At 39.1% G+C, this 17961-nt stretch carries 15 protein-coding genes and 1 riboswitch; of the genes, 6 read left to right on the top strand and 9 right to left on the bottom strand.

Going from position 1 to position 17961, the window contains the following annotated elements; genetic code table 11:
- Positions 1-7 precede the first annotated feature (7 nt).
- Together MKY15_RS07760 and MKY15_RS07755 are read right to left on the bottom strand one after the other, a co-directional pair.
- Complete coding sequence (locus tag MKY15_RS07760) at positions 8-844, bottom strand: class I SAM-dependent methyltransferase (protein ID WP_342539339.1); 837 nt, start codon at positions 842-844, stop codon at positions 8-10.
- 122 nt (positions 845-966) lie between these two features.
- Positions 967-1401: a hypothetical protein gene (locus MKY15_RS07755; protein ID WP_231885748.1), complete on the bottom strand. Its 435-nt coding sequence runs from the start codon at positions 1399-1401 to the stop codon at positions 967-969.
- Between the two features lie 490 nt (positions 1402-1891).
- On the opposite strand from MKY15_RS07755, the gene MKY15_RS07750 reads away from it, so the two are divergent.
- Positions 1892-2782 (top strand): AraC family transcriptional regulator, encoded by an 891-nt coding sequence (locus tag MKY15_RS07750; RefSeq protein ID WP_342539338.1) that lies wholly within the window; start codon positions 1892-1894, stop codon positions 2780-2782.
- A gap of 5 nt (positions 2783-2787) precedes the next feature.
- On the opposite strand, the gene MKY15_RS07745 is transcribed toward MKY15_RS07750, so the two are convergent.
- Complete coding sequence (locus MKY15_RS07745; RefSeq protein WP_342539337.1) at positions 2788-4020, bottom strand: MFS transporter; 1233 nt, start codon at positions 4018-4020, stop codon at positions 2788-2790.
- 141 nt (positions 4021-4161) lie between these two features.
- A riboswitch (cobalamin riboswitch) is annotated at positions 4162-4354 on the top strand.
- Positions 4355-4618: 264 nt separating this feature from the next.
- Here MKY15_RS07745 and MKY15_RS07740 point away from each other — a divergent pair.
- Complete coding sequence (locus MKY15_RS07740) at positions 4619-4846, top strand: hypothetical protein (protein ID WP_187046305.1); 228 nt, start codon at positions 4619-4621, stop codon at positions 4844-4846.
- 1022 nt (positions 4847-5868) lie between these two features.
- Here MKY15_RS07740 and MKY15_RS07735 read toward each other — a convergent pair.
- Complete coding sequence (locus tag MKY15_RS07735) at positions 5869-6045, bottom strand: hypothetical protein (protein ID WP_187046304.1); 177 nt, start codon at positions 6043-6045, stop codon at positions 5869-5871.
- 120 nt (positions 6046-6165) lie between these two features.
- Here MKY15_RS07735 and MKY15_RS07730 point away from each other — a divergent pair, with 120 nt between their 5' ends.
- Positions 6166-8106: a TetM/TetW/TetO/TetS family tetracycline resistance ribosomal protection protein gene (locus MKY15_RS07730; RefSeq protein WP_187046303.1), complete on the top strand. Its 1941-nt coding sequence runs from the start codon at positions 6166-6168 to the stop codon at positions 8104-8106.
- A gap of 574 nt (positions 8107-8680) precedes the next feature.
- Positions 8681-9838, top strand: coding sequence for an alpha-hydroxy-acid oxidizing protein (locus MKY15_RS07725; protein WP_342539335.1), 1158 nt, complete (start codon positions 8681-8683; stop codon positions 9836-9838).
- Between the two features lie 77 nt (positions 9839-9915).
- On the opposite strand, the gene MKY15_RS07720 is transcribed toward MKY15_RS07725, so the two are convergent.
- The 4 genes from MKY15_RS07720 to MKY15_RS07705 all read right to left on the bottom strand — a co-directional run bounded on the left by MKY15_RS07720 (position 9916) and on the right by MKY15_RS07705 (position 14541).
- Entirely contained in the window at positions 9916-10524 is a 609-nt protein-coding gene (locus MKY15_RS07720; protein ID WP_187046301.1) for a class I SAM-dependent methyltransferase, read from the bottom strand.
- A 307-nt stretch (positions 10525-10831) separates the two neighbouring features.
- A complete protein-coding gene (gene dctP / locus MKY15_RS07715) occupies positions 10832-12127 on the bottom strand; it encodes a C4-dicarboxylate transporter DctP (protein WP_067204191.1) in 1296 nt (431 codons plus the stop codon).
- A gap of 115 nt (positions 12128-12242) precedes the next feature.
- Complete coding sequence (locus MKY15_RS07710; protein ID WP_187046300.1) at positions 12243-12944, bottom strand: response regulator; 702 nt, start codon at positions 12942-12944, stop codon at positions 12243-12245.
- Positions 12934-14541: a sensor histidine kinase gene (locus tag MKY15_RS07705; RefSeq protein ID WP_340742562.1), complete on the bottom strand. Its 1608-nt coding sequence runs from the start codon at positions 14539-14541 to the stop codon at positions 12934-12936. The genes MKY15_RS07710 and MKY15_RS07705 overlap by 11 nt, the downstream gene beginning before the upstream one ends.
- A gap of 80 nt (positions 14542-14621) precedes the next feature.
- Here MKY15_RS07705 and MKY15_RS07700 point away from each other — a divergent pair, with 80 nt between their 5' ends.
- Together MKY15_RS07700 and MKY15_RS07695 are read left to right on the top strand one after the other, a co-directional pair.
- The gene (locus tag MKY15_RS07700) at positions 14622-15680 is read left to right on the top strand and encodes a DctP family TRAP transporter solute-binding subunit (protein ID WP_342539334.1); all 1059 of its coding nucleotides are present in this window, start codon (positions 14622-14624) and stop codon (positions 15678-15680) included.
- Positions 15681-16982: a uracil/xanthine transporter gene (locus MKY15_RS07695; protein WP_340741146.1), complete on the top strand. Its 1302-nt coding sequence runs from the start codon at positions 15681-15683 to the stop codon at positions 16980-16982. It abuts the gene before it with no gap.
- 79 nt (positions 16983-17061) lie between these two features.
- Here MKY15_RS07695 and MKY15_RS07690 read toward each other — a convergent pair whose 3' ends face one another.
- Positions 17062-17952, bottom strand: coding sequence for a LysR family transcriptional regulator (locus MKY15_RS07690; RefSeq protein WP_067204177.1), 891 nt, complete (start codon positions 17950-17952; stop codon positions 17062-17064).
- Positions 17953-17961 lie beyond the last annotated feature (9 nt).

Genomic DNA, 17961 nt, shown 5'->3' with positions numbered 1-17961 from the left:
AACTTCACTATTCTGCGATAAATACGTAGGTTGACATCGGTTTAATCGCATGATTCTTTTGCGCTTCTTCTAACAAAATCACTTCAGATTGAATTAGTGATTTTAGTTTTTCAGGCAGATCAACAAGGTTATTAATCTCCTCTTTGTAATCAGCTACGGCCATCGCAATTTCCCATTCCGCATCTTGTAGCTTAGGAGAATGAACGGATTGCTCATTTACAATTGTCCAGCCTGCATTTTCGACAACACGCTTTATATCCATTGGTGTAAATAAGGTACGTACATTTGAAAGACTGCTTTCTTTGAAGCACTCATACTGGGATTGAATAAGCACGGCCAAGAAATGAGGGTATTGCTCAATCATTTGAATTCTTGAATCCCATTCAGCAAAACATAAGGTCTTGCCCCATTTTCTAACCTTCTTTAAAATCCCCTCGAGTTCCTCATATGATTTTAAGTACCAGGAACAATGTGAGAAAACAATATAGTCAAAACTTTTTTCAGGAAAATCTACCTCTGCTGATAAAACATCAACGTTAAATTCCATTTTAAGCTGCTTTCCTAACTTAGACTGCTGTAAATAACGAGCAGAATCACCTACAGTTATCGGGGCTCCATAATCTGGAGATGCAATATCTATCCCGTGAACAAATCCTTGTTCTCCAACGATATAAGCTAACGCAGCCGTCGTATCCCCCTGCCCACAACCGATTTCTAAAACACTACTTCCTTCTTTTATTCCCCAGGACTCAACGAGCTTAAGACGATGCTCTGTCTGAATTCGTTGAACCTCTTCACTGGAAGCCATACATTCTACAATGTTTGTAATCACGTGATCTTTCATATACACACCTCATTTTATGTACGTATTTGAGTCCACACTCCCCACCCAAATACCTTTCTAAAACTTCTTTTCGCCAAAGCCTCCTATTTCCCCTTTTTTATGCAAGTAGCAAGTACCCAAGGTTACTTACTTTTATTATGCAATTCAAATGACTCTTCAAGGTCACCCCATTTTACATTTACTTGTATAACTTCATCTTCGTTTATTTTTGTTCCACCTTCTGAAGCCCCGCTAGCTGTAAATAATAGCTCTTCAGGGGGTCCATCAAATTCTTTCGTCGTTTCCCCGTCACTAGAATTCGTTTTATGAGCGTATTCAAGTTTCCTTATTGAAGACAACTCTTCTAAAGATCCTTTGTATTTCAATAAAAATTGATAGCTATCTTCGTTGGAGTACGTTCTATCGCCGTTATCTTTCTTCCACACTTCCGTTCCCCTATAAACATATTCGGCTTCCCAGTGTTCACTTTCTCCTTTAAATTTATAATCATTGCTAACCCTTTTTGCACAAGCTGTTAAAACCAGTATTACTATTAATAACATGATTATTTTCTTCAAAGTAACTTCCTCCCTCAAAGTTATTGAATTAAACTTTTCCACTTTCATCGTTTAAATCCTTTTAAGATGCCCTCGCTTTCTTTATGCAGGTATACATTTGTTCAACATATAGAGTGCATAAAAGATCGAGTAAGTTTATTTCTTATGTTTTCAACCAATTTACAATTACCCAAATTTTAACACTAAACGTAACTGTTGGTTAGTTTTTAACTTAACCAAATTCACCATTAACAAGAAATGAAAGATGCATCATGTGCCTGTTGTACTTTCATTCAAATCTTGGATCATAGTAAAATAACTTCTCAAACTTTGATTATCCTATTTTTATAACGTATTCCCAAAATAAAAAAGAGTCCCTAAAGCCCAAAAATTGTATTCACATTCCCCTTCTAAATGATAGAGTTGCTATAGGACAGTTCCCTCTGTTAGGGATGATTAGCTTTTTTATAGAGCAAAGAGGCAGGCGATTGATATCCAACAGTTAATTTTATTGCAGCATGTAATCGATTATGTGGAGGACCATATTAAAGAGGACATTAAACCTGAGGAACTAGCTAAACTGGTTGGTTATTCTCCTTATCATTTTTATAGGATTTTTAATAACCATGTTGGTTATACAATTATGGACTATGTTTTAAAAAGAAAACTGCAATACGCGTTATATGAATTAGTAAAAGGCGAAAAAATAATTCAAATTGCATTAGATTATGGATTTGAGACGCATTCTGGCTTTACAAAGGCTTTCAAGAAATATTTTGGCAGTCCACCAAGCTTATATAGGCTCCACTGTCCGCTATCATTGCCTCAAAAAATTGACCTTTTGAGCCTTAGGCAAAAAAAAGTAGGTGGCATTGTTATGCAACCGAAAATTGTTCAGAAACCAGCTTTTACTATTGCCGGTAAAACATTTGAGAGTGGTATCGAAAATGTCTTTTACACAAGAGATGCACCTGCCTTTTGGGACCAAAGAATTTCCCCGGATGAATCAATCGAAAGCACTCTGTACGAAGCATTGTCTCCAAAAAAACATGGAGAATATTGTATCAATCTTAGTAGCGTCGAATTAGAAGATAGATTTACTTATTTATTCGCGGTAAATTATGATCGAGATGTTCAACTACCTGCTGGACTGACAAAACTGCAAATTCCAGATGCTACTTATGCGGTTTTTAGGACTCCACTTGTTGAAGTCGAACAGTTTGTCTCTTCCATCAAGGGAACTTGGCTCTATATTTTAGAAGATTGGCTACCTCAATCTCTTTATGAAGTCGATGAAACATGTTATGACTTTGAATATTACGATGAACACTGTCATGACTGGGATTATGAAAAAATATATATGGAAATTTACCTGCCGATCAAAGAAAGAAATAGAGAGTGATCAATTCACTCTCTAGACTTGTTTAAGACAACTTTATATAAAAGTAATACAGGAGTTAACAAAATTGCACTAACAATGATGGCGATTTTTATCGTAAAGCTCGATGCTACACCCCCAATTACCGGACCACCTCCAATTTGACCAATAGCGTCCACTTGTCCCTTTACCGAAAAGAATGTTGCACGTACAGAGGAATCAGGAATAATTTTATTAAGCCAAATATCCTCTAATGGATACATGACTTGCCTTGTCACTTGAATGATTACATAAAAAATCAGCAAGCTGATCATATACGTTGAGAACGCAAAGCCAATTAATGAAATGACGATGAAGAAGCTGGCCACAAAAAGAACAACATAAATCTGCCTTAGATTTTGGTGGATAGCACTTCGATTCATAAAATGGAGTGCTGCAAAGGAAATAAGCACGAAAATGAACTGAATTCCCCCCATTATCACAACTAACTTCTCATTCGTTAACGAAGATATATTTGAGACCTCCAAAAAATGTGCTATCCATAATCGGTCAAAACCTTCACTATAAAACCCAACAAATAAAGCAATTAGAAATAGCATCCTTATGATGAAGCTCGCTTTGGAATGCGAAATAATATTGCCCACATTCTCCTTCATACTTCCCAGCGTAGATATTCTTCCTTCTTTATCTAACGGTTTGAAGTTTTCTTCTTTCATAAAAATCATTAAATAGACGGCTAATCCAATCATACATAGCCCGCCGATAATGATTGGTAGGTTAATCATAAAATAGCCCATTAAAATACTGAGCGGAATAGCTATAATTTGGCCAAGATTACCGGCCTTTGCCCCTTTTATAAATGCCAGTGAAGCACGTTCCTCCCCTATTTCATCTGCAATCCAGGCTTGCTGAGAGCCGCTAGTAAAGGTATAGCCAATCCCCCATGCAATTTGAGCCACTAGCACTGTTACAAAATAGGGAAATACCCCTTCAATTAAAAAACCGATTCCTATTAATATATACCCAATTATTAAAGATAACTTCCGACTTTTCAAATCCGAAACAACCCCAGTTGGAATCTCAAAAAGAAAAACGGAAAGCTCCAAAACGGTCCCAATTAACACAAGTTGAAGCGGATCAAGCTTTACAGTTTGCACATGGTACAACAAGTTCACCGTAAATATAAATGTGAAAAATAATTGTGATAAGAAGCATGTAGAAATGTAAACTCGATATGGATCTGTTGTTTTTATTTTATTCATTTTCTATCCCCCCAGCTTGATTATAGTAAGAGGGATAGACATTTTCTTGTCCAAATTTGCGGTAATGGGCCATTAATGAACCCCTTGTTTAGCAATCGTGTTAAGTCAGACAATATGTATGTTATAGTAAAAGCACAACTGAATAACGTGTAGAAATTAGGTGCTTTTTTACGTTTGTATAAAAGCTTAAAAGGGAAGTTCGGTGAAAAACCGACGCTGTCCCGCAACTGTAAATGGGAGTACTCTTTTCAAATCCACTGTTCGTTACGAATGGGAAGGGAAAAGAAAGCGATGATCATGAGCCAGGAGACCTGCCTATTTCAGTACACACCAATTCCCTACGCGGATAGGAGGTGTTAAGTGCGGCTATGATCGAGCAATTTCTTGTAAAAGCCGCCGTACGAAAGAACGTAATACAAAAGAAACATAAGAGGACTCAATACCTCTTATTTCACTGTGCAGTCAATAGTGTACTTCTGTTTACGAACCATTCGTTACGGCAACAAGCGACCATACAAATTTACGCATACTAGCATCTTCCTTACGTTTAACTAGGAAGATGCTTTTTTATTTCCATAAAAGAAAGGGATTTTAGCCAATGAAACTTGGAACAAAAGAATATTATCTGGACGCATTCAAACATGTCTTAATGACAAACCTCATCATAAGCGAATCACAATCACTGTCTTCAACCTATTCTTATTACGAAGAACAGATTGGAAAAACAACAACTATAAACGAAGAGGAAAAAAACCTTTATTCACGTAACCTCCAAAAAGCATTCGATGAAATCAAACACGAAGTAATCGGTTCACCAGAAGATTAAGCTGAAAAAACAACCAGTAAATAACTGAATCCAACACTATATATGTTGAACAAATGAATACGGCGTTTACACTACAAGGGCTTTTGGGAGGCCACTGAAAAAGCCCTAATAATTAGAGCAAATTAGAATTCCCGCCAATACCGCTTCGACGCTTTGTGGATGCCTCCCGCGATAAGCCAGAAAGGAGACCGCTTTCAGTCTTATCGCTCCGGCTACCACGAAGACGCGCCTGCGCTGGGTGGTCTATGTGAGATAACGCATTTCATTATCTGGGATGAAATCTGCAACCTGGATTGTGGATTTCTTGACTATAATTATATATGTTGAATCCGGTATATATACTGAGCGAAGGCGCCTTAACAGGGGTCGCCAACCGAACAACGAAGAGTTCGGTTTGTATAATTTCTGCGTTCTTTGCAGAAATTATACAGTTAATGCCAAGAGGTTATTCCAGATAGGTTAAAGAATACCTCATCTGGCTTATGGCGGGAGGCATCTCCTAGCGCCGTAGCGGTTCAATGGAATTCTTTATTTCAATTTATATAATATCAACTAGTAATCACCTTACAATCTCGCCATATACATCTCAAAATTACATTTCTCTCGAAAATATACAACCTAGCGAAGGCGCGGCAAAGGGGTCGCCGAAGCCGTAAGACTGGATGCGAAGCGCTAATCCAGGCTTACGGTGAAAGGCATCCCCAAAGCGCCAAGCGATCTACAATCCACAACCCGAATAACAGCTCTCTCATTATTGAGCACCACAACTGATTCAATAGGATTCTTTAATTCAACATATATAGCCGCTTCTTGTACAATTACTTTGAATTGCTTTGAATTGAACGACCTCTATATGATTACCGAGATGTCTTGATGTGTAGGGATGCGACAGGCAACTATTCGCAACAGGATTAACTAGGAGCAATGAAAAGTTCGCCGAAAGCGGACTGAAAATGATCCGGTGAAAAAGGCATCAAAAAAAGCGTGGCAGTCATAATAGACTTTCCACGCTTTTAATGTACTTACAGTTCCTGATAATTTCTCTGATGCGTACCACCGTCTTTTACATCCGCATGATACAACGCTTTCAAAGCAAAACTCTTCTCTAAGTCAAGCTCTGCCATTATCTGTTTCAGACGTTTTGACAGCTCTTTATCATTCTTTACAAGCTGTTCCATTTTCGTTCTTGAATATTTCAAAATCTGATTCCTCCTTCACATTCAGTTTGTCTTTACAGTATAACACCTATTTAAGGTCATTCGCCCAATTCAGATTTGCTATACTACTGGTAGTAGCAAGAATCGGACAGGAGTGACATCATGTATAAAACAATTGGCATACTTGCACATGTAGATGCAGGAAAAACAACTTTTTCTGAACAACTGCTTTATCATACAAAAAGCATTAAACAAAGAGGGCGCGTGGACCATAAAGACGCTTTCCTCGATAGCCATACAATCGAGAAAGAAAGAGGTATTACGGTTTTTGCAGACCAGGCATCCATTTCCTATAACGGATCTACCTACTACATTATCGACACACCTGGACACGTCGATTTTTCTCCTGAAATGGAACGCGCTATTCAAGTAATGGATTATGCCATTATTATCATTAGCGCAAGCGATGGCGTGGAAGGTCATACGGAAACCGTGTGGCAACTGCTCCGCAAACATCAGGTACCCACATTCTTTTTCATCAATAAAACGGACCGTGAAGGAACCGACATTGCAAGTGTACTCCATGAAATTCGCACCAATCTATCGGAAGACATCTGTGACCTTACATCCTCTTTCAATGAAGGAATTATGGAAGATGAACTCATTGAATTTATCGCAGAACGTGATGAAGCACTTCTTGAGACCTATTTGGAATCAGGTTACGACAACGATTTGTGGCTTGCAACATTAAAGAAAATGATTAGCGACAATAAAATCTTCGCCCTCTCCAGCGGTTCTGCACTCAAGGACATTGGTGTCATGGCGTTTTTCGAGAAGCTCGATTTATTGACAACAACTTCTTACGATGATGATAGTGATTTCGCTGCACAGGTCTATAAAATCCGCCATGATGACAGTGGTAACAGGGTCACTTTCCTTAAATCACTAAGCGGTACGCTAAGCGTCAGGGATGGAGTGAATTATGGAGATTACACGGAGAAAGTGACACAGATACGCGTTTATAACGGTAATAAGTTCAAAGCAATCGATCATGTTCATGCCGGTGAACTGTTCGCCGTTACTGGATTAACGCAAGCGGCCATTGGTGATGGCGTTGGAGCACTAGAAGAAAAAGCGACCTTTGACATGATGCCTACCCTTAAGTCAAAAGTTATTTTCGACGCTGCCATCCATGTGAAAGAAGTACTTCGATGTTTTAACCTACTCGATGCGGAGGATCCTTCTTTGCGCGTCTTCTGGGATGAACATTTTCAAGAAATTCATGTTCACGTTATGGGCGTCATCCAGCTCGAAGTACTCCAACAAATTGTTAACGAGCGTTTTTCGATTCAAGTCTCCTTCGGTGAACCTAAAATCCTGTATAAGGAAACCATTGAAACATCCGTAACGGGTTATGGTCATTTTGAACCTTTAAGGCATTACGCGGAAGTACATCTTTTAATTGAACCAACCGAAAGGAATAGTGGCATACAGTTCGACAACGTCTGCCATGCAAACGATTTACTTATTGGTCACCAAAACGTAGTACGCAGCCATTTATTCGAACGAGAGCATCATGGTTTATTAACCGGCTCAGCTCTCACAGATGTCAAAGTAACGTTACTGACAGGACGAAGTCATAACGAGTACACATCTGGAGGTGACTTTAGAGAGGCTACTTTCCGGGCTCTGCGACAAGGTTTAGAACAAGTACCCAATACGTTGCTCGAACCCTACTACGATTTCAAAATAAAAGTGGACTTGGATAATATGGGAAGAGTGCTGTCAGACATTCAACAAGCACATGGCAGCTTTGACGCACCAGAAACAATTGGCGAAAAAGTTATTGTAAAAGGGCGTGTGCCAGTTGCTACTTTTATGAATTACAGCACCGTCTTTGCTTCATTCACCCACGGTAAAGGAACGCTTAGCCTGTTATTCGGGGGCTATGACCGCTGTCATAACCAGGAACAAGTCATTGAAGAAATCGGTTATAACAAAGAAGCGGATCCCGAATACTCATCCACTTCCATTTTCTTGACCAAAGGAAAAGGCTATTCCGTCCCGTGGGATGAAGCCGAGAAGGCAATGCATTGTTTATAAATAAAACCCATTGTCATGTCTGTTGATTAACCAAAGTAACCAGTGAGTAACGTGACCACCTACTGGGCGCTATGTGTATAGTTGACTTTGGACTGCTTTGGATAGAGTGACTTCTATACGATTACCGGGACGTCTAGATATGTAGGAATGCGACACGCAACTATTCGCAACAGGATTACTGAAAAAAGTGTGGCTAGAAGTGACGGAGTCACTTCTAGCCACACTTGCCTCACGGTAAATGTGTCGTGATTAATTCGCCGAAAGCGAACCGGAAATGATCCAGTGAAAAAGGATTATTTTAAGCCCTGCTCACCAGTATTTTATTCGAATAAATGGTTAATCAACAGACGTGACCCATTGTTGTTTTATTCATGCAGCATAGACCGCCTGTACTTTTAGACTATTTTAAATAAATTGCGATTGACTTTAATTTCAAATGAATATACGATTACTACTATTATTAATTCTATGAAAAACTTCTTAGAAGAGCGGCCAGCTAGTAAAACTTATTTCAAAGATTCAAGTGTTTTTTATTAAAAGAAAACCAATTTCCTTATGAAGGGTATGAATCGATTTGACTTTAACTAGAAACAACGACTTACTATTACAAAACATCACACCTGATGAATCATTTCCGGTTTCATTCAAAGAATTGGAAGCGGCTGCTAAAGAAAAGATGCCCGCTGGTGCATTCGGCTATATCCAATCTGGGGCGGGTGGTGAAGAGACGTTGCGAAAAAACGTCTCCTCTTTTTCAAAATATTCCATTGTCCCCCGATTTCTAAATGATGTTTCTACATTGGACACGTCTGTAAAATTATTCGGCCATACATATCCTTCTCCTCTATTAATTGCACCTGTGGGCATGCAAAAAATCGCACATGAAGAGGGCGAGATTGCTACCGCTAAAGCAGCAGCCACGCTTGGCATTCCATTCATTCAAAGTACAGTATCTGGCTTTTCAATTGAGGAGGTTGCAGAAGCTACTGGCGACAGTCCAAAATGGTTTCAGCTCTACTGGTCAAGCACTAACGATGAAATTGGTTATAGCATGGTCAAGAGAGCCGAGGAAGCTGGTTTTGAGGCCATTGTCTTAACAGTTGACACAGTGATGATGGGATGGCGTGAAGAGGACGTACGCAATCAATATTCCCCTTTGAAACTAGGATTCGGCAAAGCGAACTATGAAACAGATCCGGTATTTTTGTCCTCCATTCCAACTAACGATTTTGACTCCATCATTCAAGGGATACTGGATAATGTTTACCACCCTACACTAAGTTGGGCCAAAGTCATGGAGTTAAAGAAAAGAACGTCCTTGCCAATCCTCTTAAAAGGGATTTTACATCCGGAAGATGCAAAGCTCGCTATCGAAAACGGCATTGATGGCATTATCGTTTCAAACCACGGCGGGCGTCAGCTTGACGGGGTTATTACTAGTATTGATGCTCTACCAGCAATCGTAGAAGCGGTAGGAGGTGAAATTCCTGTACTATTAGATAGCGGAGTTCGTCGAGGCACAGATGTTGTCAAAGCACTTGCACTGGGGGCTGATGCAGTTTTAATCGGCAGGCCATTCGTGTACGGATTAGCGGTAGATGGACAAAAAGGCGTTGAAAAAGTATTGGAGAATATCCTTCAAGAAATGAAAGTTTCCATTTCATTATCGGGCGTTTCTGCTTTAAAAGATCTTCGCAACTTACTAACAACGAATACTCCTAAAGCTTTTTAAAAATAACGAAATACTTCATCTATAAGAGAAAAGTAAAGCCACGTTCCGCCTGGAACGTGGCTTTACTTTTTGTCCGATTAATCTCCAAGTCGAAACACCAAAAAAAGTTCGTTGGGGTCTTTTTCATGCATGCTGGACACCTTTACTCCCTTTATCAGCTCAAAAGGAGTGCTCGTTTCAAGGAACTCAATATAATCACTTGTTGGATAGTAAAGGATAATATCTACAGATCGCTTGTGCTGGTCGACTGACCGTAGAACGTTAGCAATAACCGTCATGAAAATCTGGATTGAAAAAGGATTGAAGAAATAAAACCGGTTATCCTCCGCCTCCACTTCATATTCCTCTGCCAGACAGCATTCAAAGCTGATGAACGTGTTTGACCGTTTGACTTTTTGCATATAACTTGCTTGGTTTTCAAGTGCTTCCTGATACAGTTGCCCACTCATTTCAATGCCTGTAACCGAAACACCACATCGATTATGTATATAAAATGGCAGCCTGCCTTTGCCACACCCAAAATCCACTAATCTGTCGGTTTTCTTTAATTCATAGACCTCAAAAAAATCATCCAATGCCTTATAGGGTGTCGCTTCGTAGCGGTTATAATGAGAGGACTGATGCAGCCATTCACGCACTCCAACAGTATTAATGCGCAGTAACCGATCGCATTCTTTATCATACATAGCCATTTCTCCCAACTTGTTTATACCCATTGTATCAAAACACCCGAAAAAAACTTGGACATTTTGAAAACATGCCCAAGTTTTTTATTCTAGATAAGTTGAAATAAAGATTCCCTTTAAATCCGCTACAGCGCTCGGGGATGCCTCCCGCCCTAAGCCAAGTAGCTTCGCCGCCAGTCCTAGGGCATCGGCTACTCCTTATAAGGCGCCTTCGCTCAGTTTATTTAGGTATCCAATTGTTCAACATATATACTCTTTGCTATTGTGGTTAATTTAGCGTTATATGCCTTACTATCATTCTCCATCCTTACTTAAGCGTCGAGTTCAATACAGCTACTTGCCCAGCCTTCTTGGTGGCTTTCATTTCGGAAATAGCTTCCAGATGTTTCGTTGTATCAAATTCATTAACACTTTTCGCCACTACCATTGTAGCGATTCCGTTTCCGATTAAATTCACAATCGCACGTCCTTCACTCATAAAACGATCCACACCAAGAAGCAATGCTAACCCTTCAAGAGGAATGATTTGTAATGCCGCTAAAGTTGAAGCTAAAACGATGAATCCGCTGCCTGTAACGCCCGCAGCTCCCTTAGAGGTTAACATTAATATTAATATTACTGTAATTTGTTGTCCTAGTGTTAAGTCGACACCAAACACTTGCGCCAAAAAGACGACCGCCATTGAAAGATAAATAGATGTACCATCAAGATTAAAGGAATAACCTGTCGGGATTACGAGGCCAACAACAGATTTTGATGCTCCGTAACGCTCCATCTTATCCATCATTCTTGGCAGAACAGATTCTGAAGAACTTGTACCTAAGACGATTAGTATTTCTTCCTTGATGAATTTCAGGTAATTCCATAAGCTAAATCCATTCATCTTACAAATGATATTTAATATGACAAAGATGAATAAAAACATTGTAATATAGACTGACATCATTAATTTACCCAGTGGTACCAGTGAAGTCAGCCCGTAATGACCAATTGTATATGCCATCGCTGCAAATGCGCCAATCGGGGCTGCTCTCATGATATAACCTATAATTTTAAAGAAGACGAGCGAGAGTTTATCCATGAACTCTATAACCAATTTGCCCTTCTCGCCAAGAGCGGCAAGGCCTACACCAAATAAAATGGAGAAGAATAACACTTGTAGAATATCGCCTTTTGCAAACGCATCGACCATATTAGAAGGAACAATCTGAGTGACAAACTCAATCCAGTTAATACTTTGTCCACCTTCAGCAGTATATTTTGATACATCGCCTTTTTCAAGTTCATTGTAGTTGAGTCCTGCTCCTGGTTTTACAAGATTAACAACGATTAACCCAATAACAAGCGCTAATGTTGTAACAACCTCGAAGTAAATAAGAGCCTTACCACCAACTTTACCAACCTTTTTCATATCTCCCATTTTCGCGATCCCAAGTACAATCGTTAAGAATATAATAGGGGCTATGACCATTTTCACAGCATTTATAAAAGTATCTCCTAGTGGCTTCATTTCTTTTCCGACGTTTGGCCACACGAGCCCCACTACTACCCCAATCACAATTGCGATTACTACTTGAACGGTTAAATTCTTAAATATTCTCACCTTTAATCCCCCTTTAAACTGAATACTTCATCATTACTAATTAATACAAATGATAGCGCTTTCAGTAGGGTGTGAGAAGTTTATGGTCATAACGGCTATTTTGGTCTTTTTGGTCTTACTTTTTTTGCTGATTGGATACATAACGATTTATAGGTCTTCCAACCCCTCCGTATTGGACATCGAGGGTAATGCCACCGCTTTTTTCCAGGTAATCTAAATAGCGGCGAGCAGTCACTCTAGCTATTCCGATTGCACCTGCCACCTCTTCGGCGGAGCGCGGACCGTCTTGGTTCTGAACATACATCGTAATTTCATTTAAGGTGAATTCATTCAAACCTTTTGGTAAATTGTTGCCTGTGATTTTCTTTGAATGCTCGGAGTAAATCAGTAAATCAAGCTGTTCTTGTGAGATCACTTCAGATGCATTCAAGCTTGTCCTGTATTTCCGATATTTCTCCAATGCCTGCTGAATTCGCTGAATTTTAAATGGCTTAATAATATAATCCATCGCACCATTTTGAAGCATAAGCTTAATTGTTTCGCTGTCTTTAGCGGCAGATACGACAATCACATCTGCCTCCAATTTTTGTTTTCTGAACTCTTGTAATGTCTTGATCCCGTCTTTTTTTGGCATATAAATATCTAATACTACAAGATCTGGACTTAATTCTTTCAAAAGTCTAATTCCCTCTTCGCCATTACTAGCGACGGCCACTACTCGGAATCCTTTTATACTTTCAATAAACTCTCTATTTACTTCTTGAACCATTGGATCGTCTTCAATCAGTAGTACCTTTATTTCTTCTTTACACGTCATACAACTCATCCTCCACTTCCATTGGGAAGGTAATAATGATTGAAGTTCCTTCACCCTGTTGGGATGAAAGGTCAATTTTGCCTCTCCCTTTATCAACGATCTGTTTTATCAAAAAAAGCCCGTAACCGGTACCTTCAGATTTGTTCATCGTAAATCCTTTTTCATAAAGTCTTGGTAGGTATTCTTCGCTCATGCCAGATCCATTATCCTCAACCAATACGGCACACACGTAAGCTGACTGTTCAAAACTAATATCAATTCTTTTATCCTCAGTCTCAATTTGATCGAACGCCCCAAAAGCATTTTCTAGTAGATTACCTAATAACACAACAAAGTCATGTTGGTCTAGTTGATTGGGAAAGGCGGCAAAATAACTATTTTGATCAACCTCAACAGTAATCCCTAATTCTTTTCCCCTTCTTACTTTGCTTAAAAGGAGACCTGCAACTGCGTCATTTTTAATTTTTTCATTCAGAAAACTTGTTACATTTTCTTGCTCTTCCGATGTATTAAAAGCAAGTTGCAACGCTTTTTCAGGTTTCCCGAGCTGAATCAAACCAGCTATCGTATGAAGTTTGTTCATATGTTCATGGCTTTGAACCCGCAATGCTTCTACAAAGTTTTTGACACCTGTTAATTCTTCGGCGAGCTTAGTCACTTCTGTACGATCCTGAAAGATTGCTACAGCACCAATTAATTCGTTATCCTTTTTAATCGGTATACGATTACTTACGATCACTTTTCCGCTTACCTTTATCTCCTCATTATATACCGCCTTATTTCTTTCAACAATTTCAGGAAGCCTTGTGTCCTTCAGTACATCGCGAATTGGTTGACCTATAAAATTTCCTTTTACATTAAATATCATCTTTGCTTTCTCATTAAATATCGTAATAATTTCTTTATTGTCGATTGCAATAACGCCTTCATTCATTGAATGAAAAGTAGCTGTTCTTTCTTCATGCATTCTCTTAATTTCATATGGCTCCAACTGGAACATTTGTTTTTTAATATGATTAGCAAGCATTGCTGAACCTATCAAGCCAAATAATAATGTTAATACAACAATTATAAGAATGTCTGTTGTTAAATCGCCCATAATTTCAATAAAACTCGGGATTTTATTGCCAACGACGACAACACCGATTTGGTTTAAGTCTGAATCCTTAATCGGTACAAATGCCCGAATAACGGTACCAATCTCTCCTTCTGCCTTCGAAAAATAGATATGCTCCGCAAAAGCCGGCTTTTCATCCTCACCTGTCGAGGGTTTTCCTAGCATTTCCTTTACAGGATGAGAATACCGAATTCCATCCATATTCATGACAACAACATAATCCGTATTATTAATGAGTCTTATTTCATCGACAACGGGGTTCACTATTTTCCACCCTATTGGTTCTTGGACTGCTTTTCTTATATCTGATAGTTCAGCTACAGTTCGTGCCGTGTTCATAGATCTGATTCTTAATTCTTTTTCCTCTTTTTGTTGAATGTTAGCAATGATGACAATTCCGCCGATCAACAATGAAAAGATAACTACTGCATAAGATAAAGTCATAATTTTCCAACGTATAGGCAATTGTCTCATTTTCAGTTCCCCTTTCCTACTATTCATCTTTACGAATCGCAATTTTCTGAGTATGCTTACACTAACGAAGTAATAGGAGGCTTACGGTGAAAAACATATTTGTTTATATGCTCCTTTTAGGCACTGGTATTGCTATTGTTTTAGGATACTATTATCTATTTCCTCAGAAAGAACTGGTTTATGACGATGATCAGGAAGGACTCAGTGATCAAATCATTTTTAAATTTAGCCATGTCGTTGCCGAGAATACGCCGAAAGGACGTGCGGCAGACAAGTTTGCTGAGCTCGTTAATGAGAAATCAAATGGTCATATAAAGATCGTCGTCTTCCCAAACGGAAGTTTGTTTTCTGATATAGATGATATTAATGCCTTAAAAGAAGGGCAAGTACATATAATAGCTACCTCCACCTCAAAACTTGGAGTACTTTCTCCTGAATGGGGTGTTCTCGATCTACCATTCGCCTTCCCTAATCATGAAGCTATTCACAAAGGAATACATGGGCCTATCGGTGAACACCTGCTAAACTCATTACAAAAAAATGGCATTATTGGACTCGCCCATTGGTCCAATGGTTTTAAACAAATCACATCAAACAAAGGCCCTATTGTTACACCACAAGATCTAAAAGGGCAAAAAATCAGGATTATGAAAAGTGATGTCATTCAAGCCCAATATGATCTATTAGGCGCTAAGGCGCAACAAGAATCATTTAATTCCACCTATAACTTAATCGAAGCCGGACATGTTGATGGCGAAGAGAATACGATTTCAAATATCCATTCTAAAAAGTTCTATAACGTTCAAAAACATTTGACGATCAGTAATCATGGATACCTAGGTTACGTCGTGATGATGGATCAAAAAGTCTGGGATCAGCAAACAAAAAACACTCAGCAAATCCTACTTGAAGCTATGGATGAGACAACTGCCTGGAACGACCGGCATTCTATACTAATGAACGAAGAGCAACTTGAACTTATCAAACGTAACTCATCTATTCAGATTCATGAACTAAGTGATTTTGAAAAACAGGAATGGATAAAGGAACTGTACCCTGTATACGATATTCTTTCAACTACAATTGGCAGTAAATTGGTTGAAGATATAAAAGAATTAAGAGCTACTTATAGAGGAGCGGATTGAATGAAAACTAAGTCAGTAGGGGCGTCTATCACTTTACTAGCGGGATTTCAGTGGCTGTTCTTTATGTTTGCCAATACAGTCGTTATTCCTATTTCTGTCGGCAGTGCTTTTCAGTTGGAATCCATTGAAATTGTATCCGCCATTCAACGCTCCTTCATCTTCACAGGAGTGGCCTGTATGCTGCAAGGGCTTATCGGGCATCGTTTAGCATTAATGGAGGGTCAATCTGGACTGTGGTGGGGCGTCATCCTAAGCTTGGCTGCTACGGCCAGTACGATGAATCTCGAACTAACTACGATTGGTGGCAGCATTGCAGTTGGGGTTATAATTTCGGGCATTATTGTCGCAGTTTTCGGTATTTTGGGTATGGGAGAAGTGTTAAAGAAATGGTTTACACCAATCGTAATGTTTGTTTTTCTCCTATTACTAGCTAATCAGCTCATCACTATTTTTCTAAAAGGAATGATTGGCCTCAATATAGGTGATTCTATAGATGTAAAAGTCGCCTGTTTTTCATTTACTCTCGCCGCACTGACGATCCTTATCCATGTAAAAGGAAAAGGAATTATTAGCAGCTTGAATTTGCTCATCGGAATGACAGTCGGATGGATTGCTGCCGCCCTGCTGTTTCCTGCGGAAGTAACAGAGACAATTAAAACGACCCCTTTCCTTACCTGGTTTCCTTGGGGGCAACCCGCTTTTGAGTGGGGCATCGTCATTACGGTGGTCATTACTGGATTATTAAACACTACGAATACGATTGCCACATTGAAAGGGGCAGAAGATGTTTTTGAACAGGAGACAACTCCCAAGCAGTACCGTGCCTCCTTCTTCCTAACAGGGATGTTGTCGACAGCTTCAGGCGTGCTTGGACTCGTCCCCTATGCACCCTACGCTTCATCATTAGGATTTTTGCAGTCAACTGGAATTCGCGAAAGAGCACCGTTTTTTGTAGGATCCATGTTATTCATCCTCTTGGGATCGGTTCCACAGTTAAGTGCCTTTTTCTCAACAATTCCGCATAGCGTTGGTAACACAGTACTGTTTGTTGCTTATTTACAGCTGTTCCGCTCAGCAATTCGCAACATAGAAGGCCTGAGATTCGAACCCACTACAGTCTATCGCATCGCTTTACCGGTGTTATTAGGACTATCGATTATGACATTACCGGCAACGGCCTTTACAACGATTCCACAGCTTATACGCCCAATCCTTTCGAACGGCATGCTAATGGGGATTTTGGCTGCACTTTTTATGGAGCTTTTGCATTATCTCGGTCAACAGAAGCGAGTGATGTCGTGATTAGGACTATTTCCGTTATATCAGAAGTTCCAATCTAACCGTTAATAAATGTGGGTACCGGGTATTGGTGAAAAGTAATTTACAGCTGTTTGCCTTCTACAATCTCAACGAATTTTGTTGAGGCTCGTGATAATGGTACACTTTTTAAAAAGCATACGCCTATACTTCTCGTCGGTATCTTTTCATTTAGTTGTACTTCATATAACAATCCTTTATTTAAATACTCTTGAGAAAACTCTTTTGTTACACACGCTATCCCTAAATTTATTTTAGCAAACTCTAATAATAAGTCATGTGAACCTAATTCAAATTCCGGTGAAATCTTTATACCTTTAGAAATCATATAATCCTCTACATACTTTCTCGAGTTTGATTTCGATTCAAGAAAAATTAATGGAAGCTTTACTAATTCATGTAGGCTTAAGGGTTTAGCCAATATTTTCTTAAACCTTTCCCCGTAAACAAATGTATCCTGGATATCAATACATGGCTTCAGTTCTAATGTAGGATCGTCAATCGGGAAGTTACAAACAGCAACATCTACTCCACCTGATTTTAAAATCGAACAGAGTTCCAATGTCGTACCATTTACAATCGTAAATTTTATATTTGGATATCTAATGTGAAAAGCCTCCAAATAGGGAAGTAGAAAATACCTTGAAATTGTATCTCCTACACCTATCTTTAATTCACCTGTCGTTAAGTTTTTAAATTCTAAAATCTTTTCTTCTCCGACATGAATTAAATTAATAGCCGAATTGGCGTATTCAAATAGCAGACTACCTTCATTTGTCAGAGATACGCCTTTTGGACTTCTATAAAAAAGACGTGTATCTAATTCCCTTTCTAACTGCATGATTGCCTGACTAACTGCTGGTTGCGTCATATAAAGATCTTTTGCAGCCTTGGAAAAACTCTCGCTTTTTCCTACTTGACAAAATATTTTATATAAATCTAATTTACTAACCATATAAGCACC

This window comes from Sporosarcina sp. FSL K6-1540 (assembly GCF_038620285.1).
Classification (GTDB): Bacteria; Bacillota; Bacilli; order Bacillales_A; family Planococcaceae; genus Sporosarcina; species Sporosarcina psychrophila.
The sequence above is the reverse complement of the archived record's forward strand: the minus strand, read 5'-3'. Positions and strand labels throughout refer to the sequence as shown.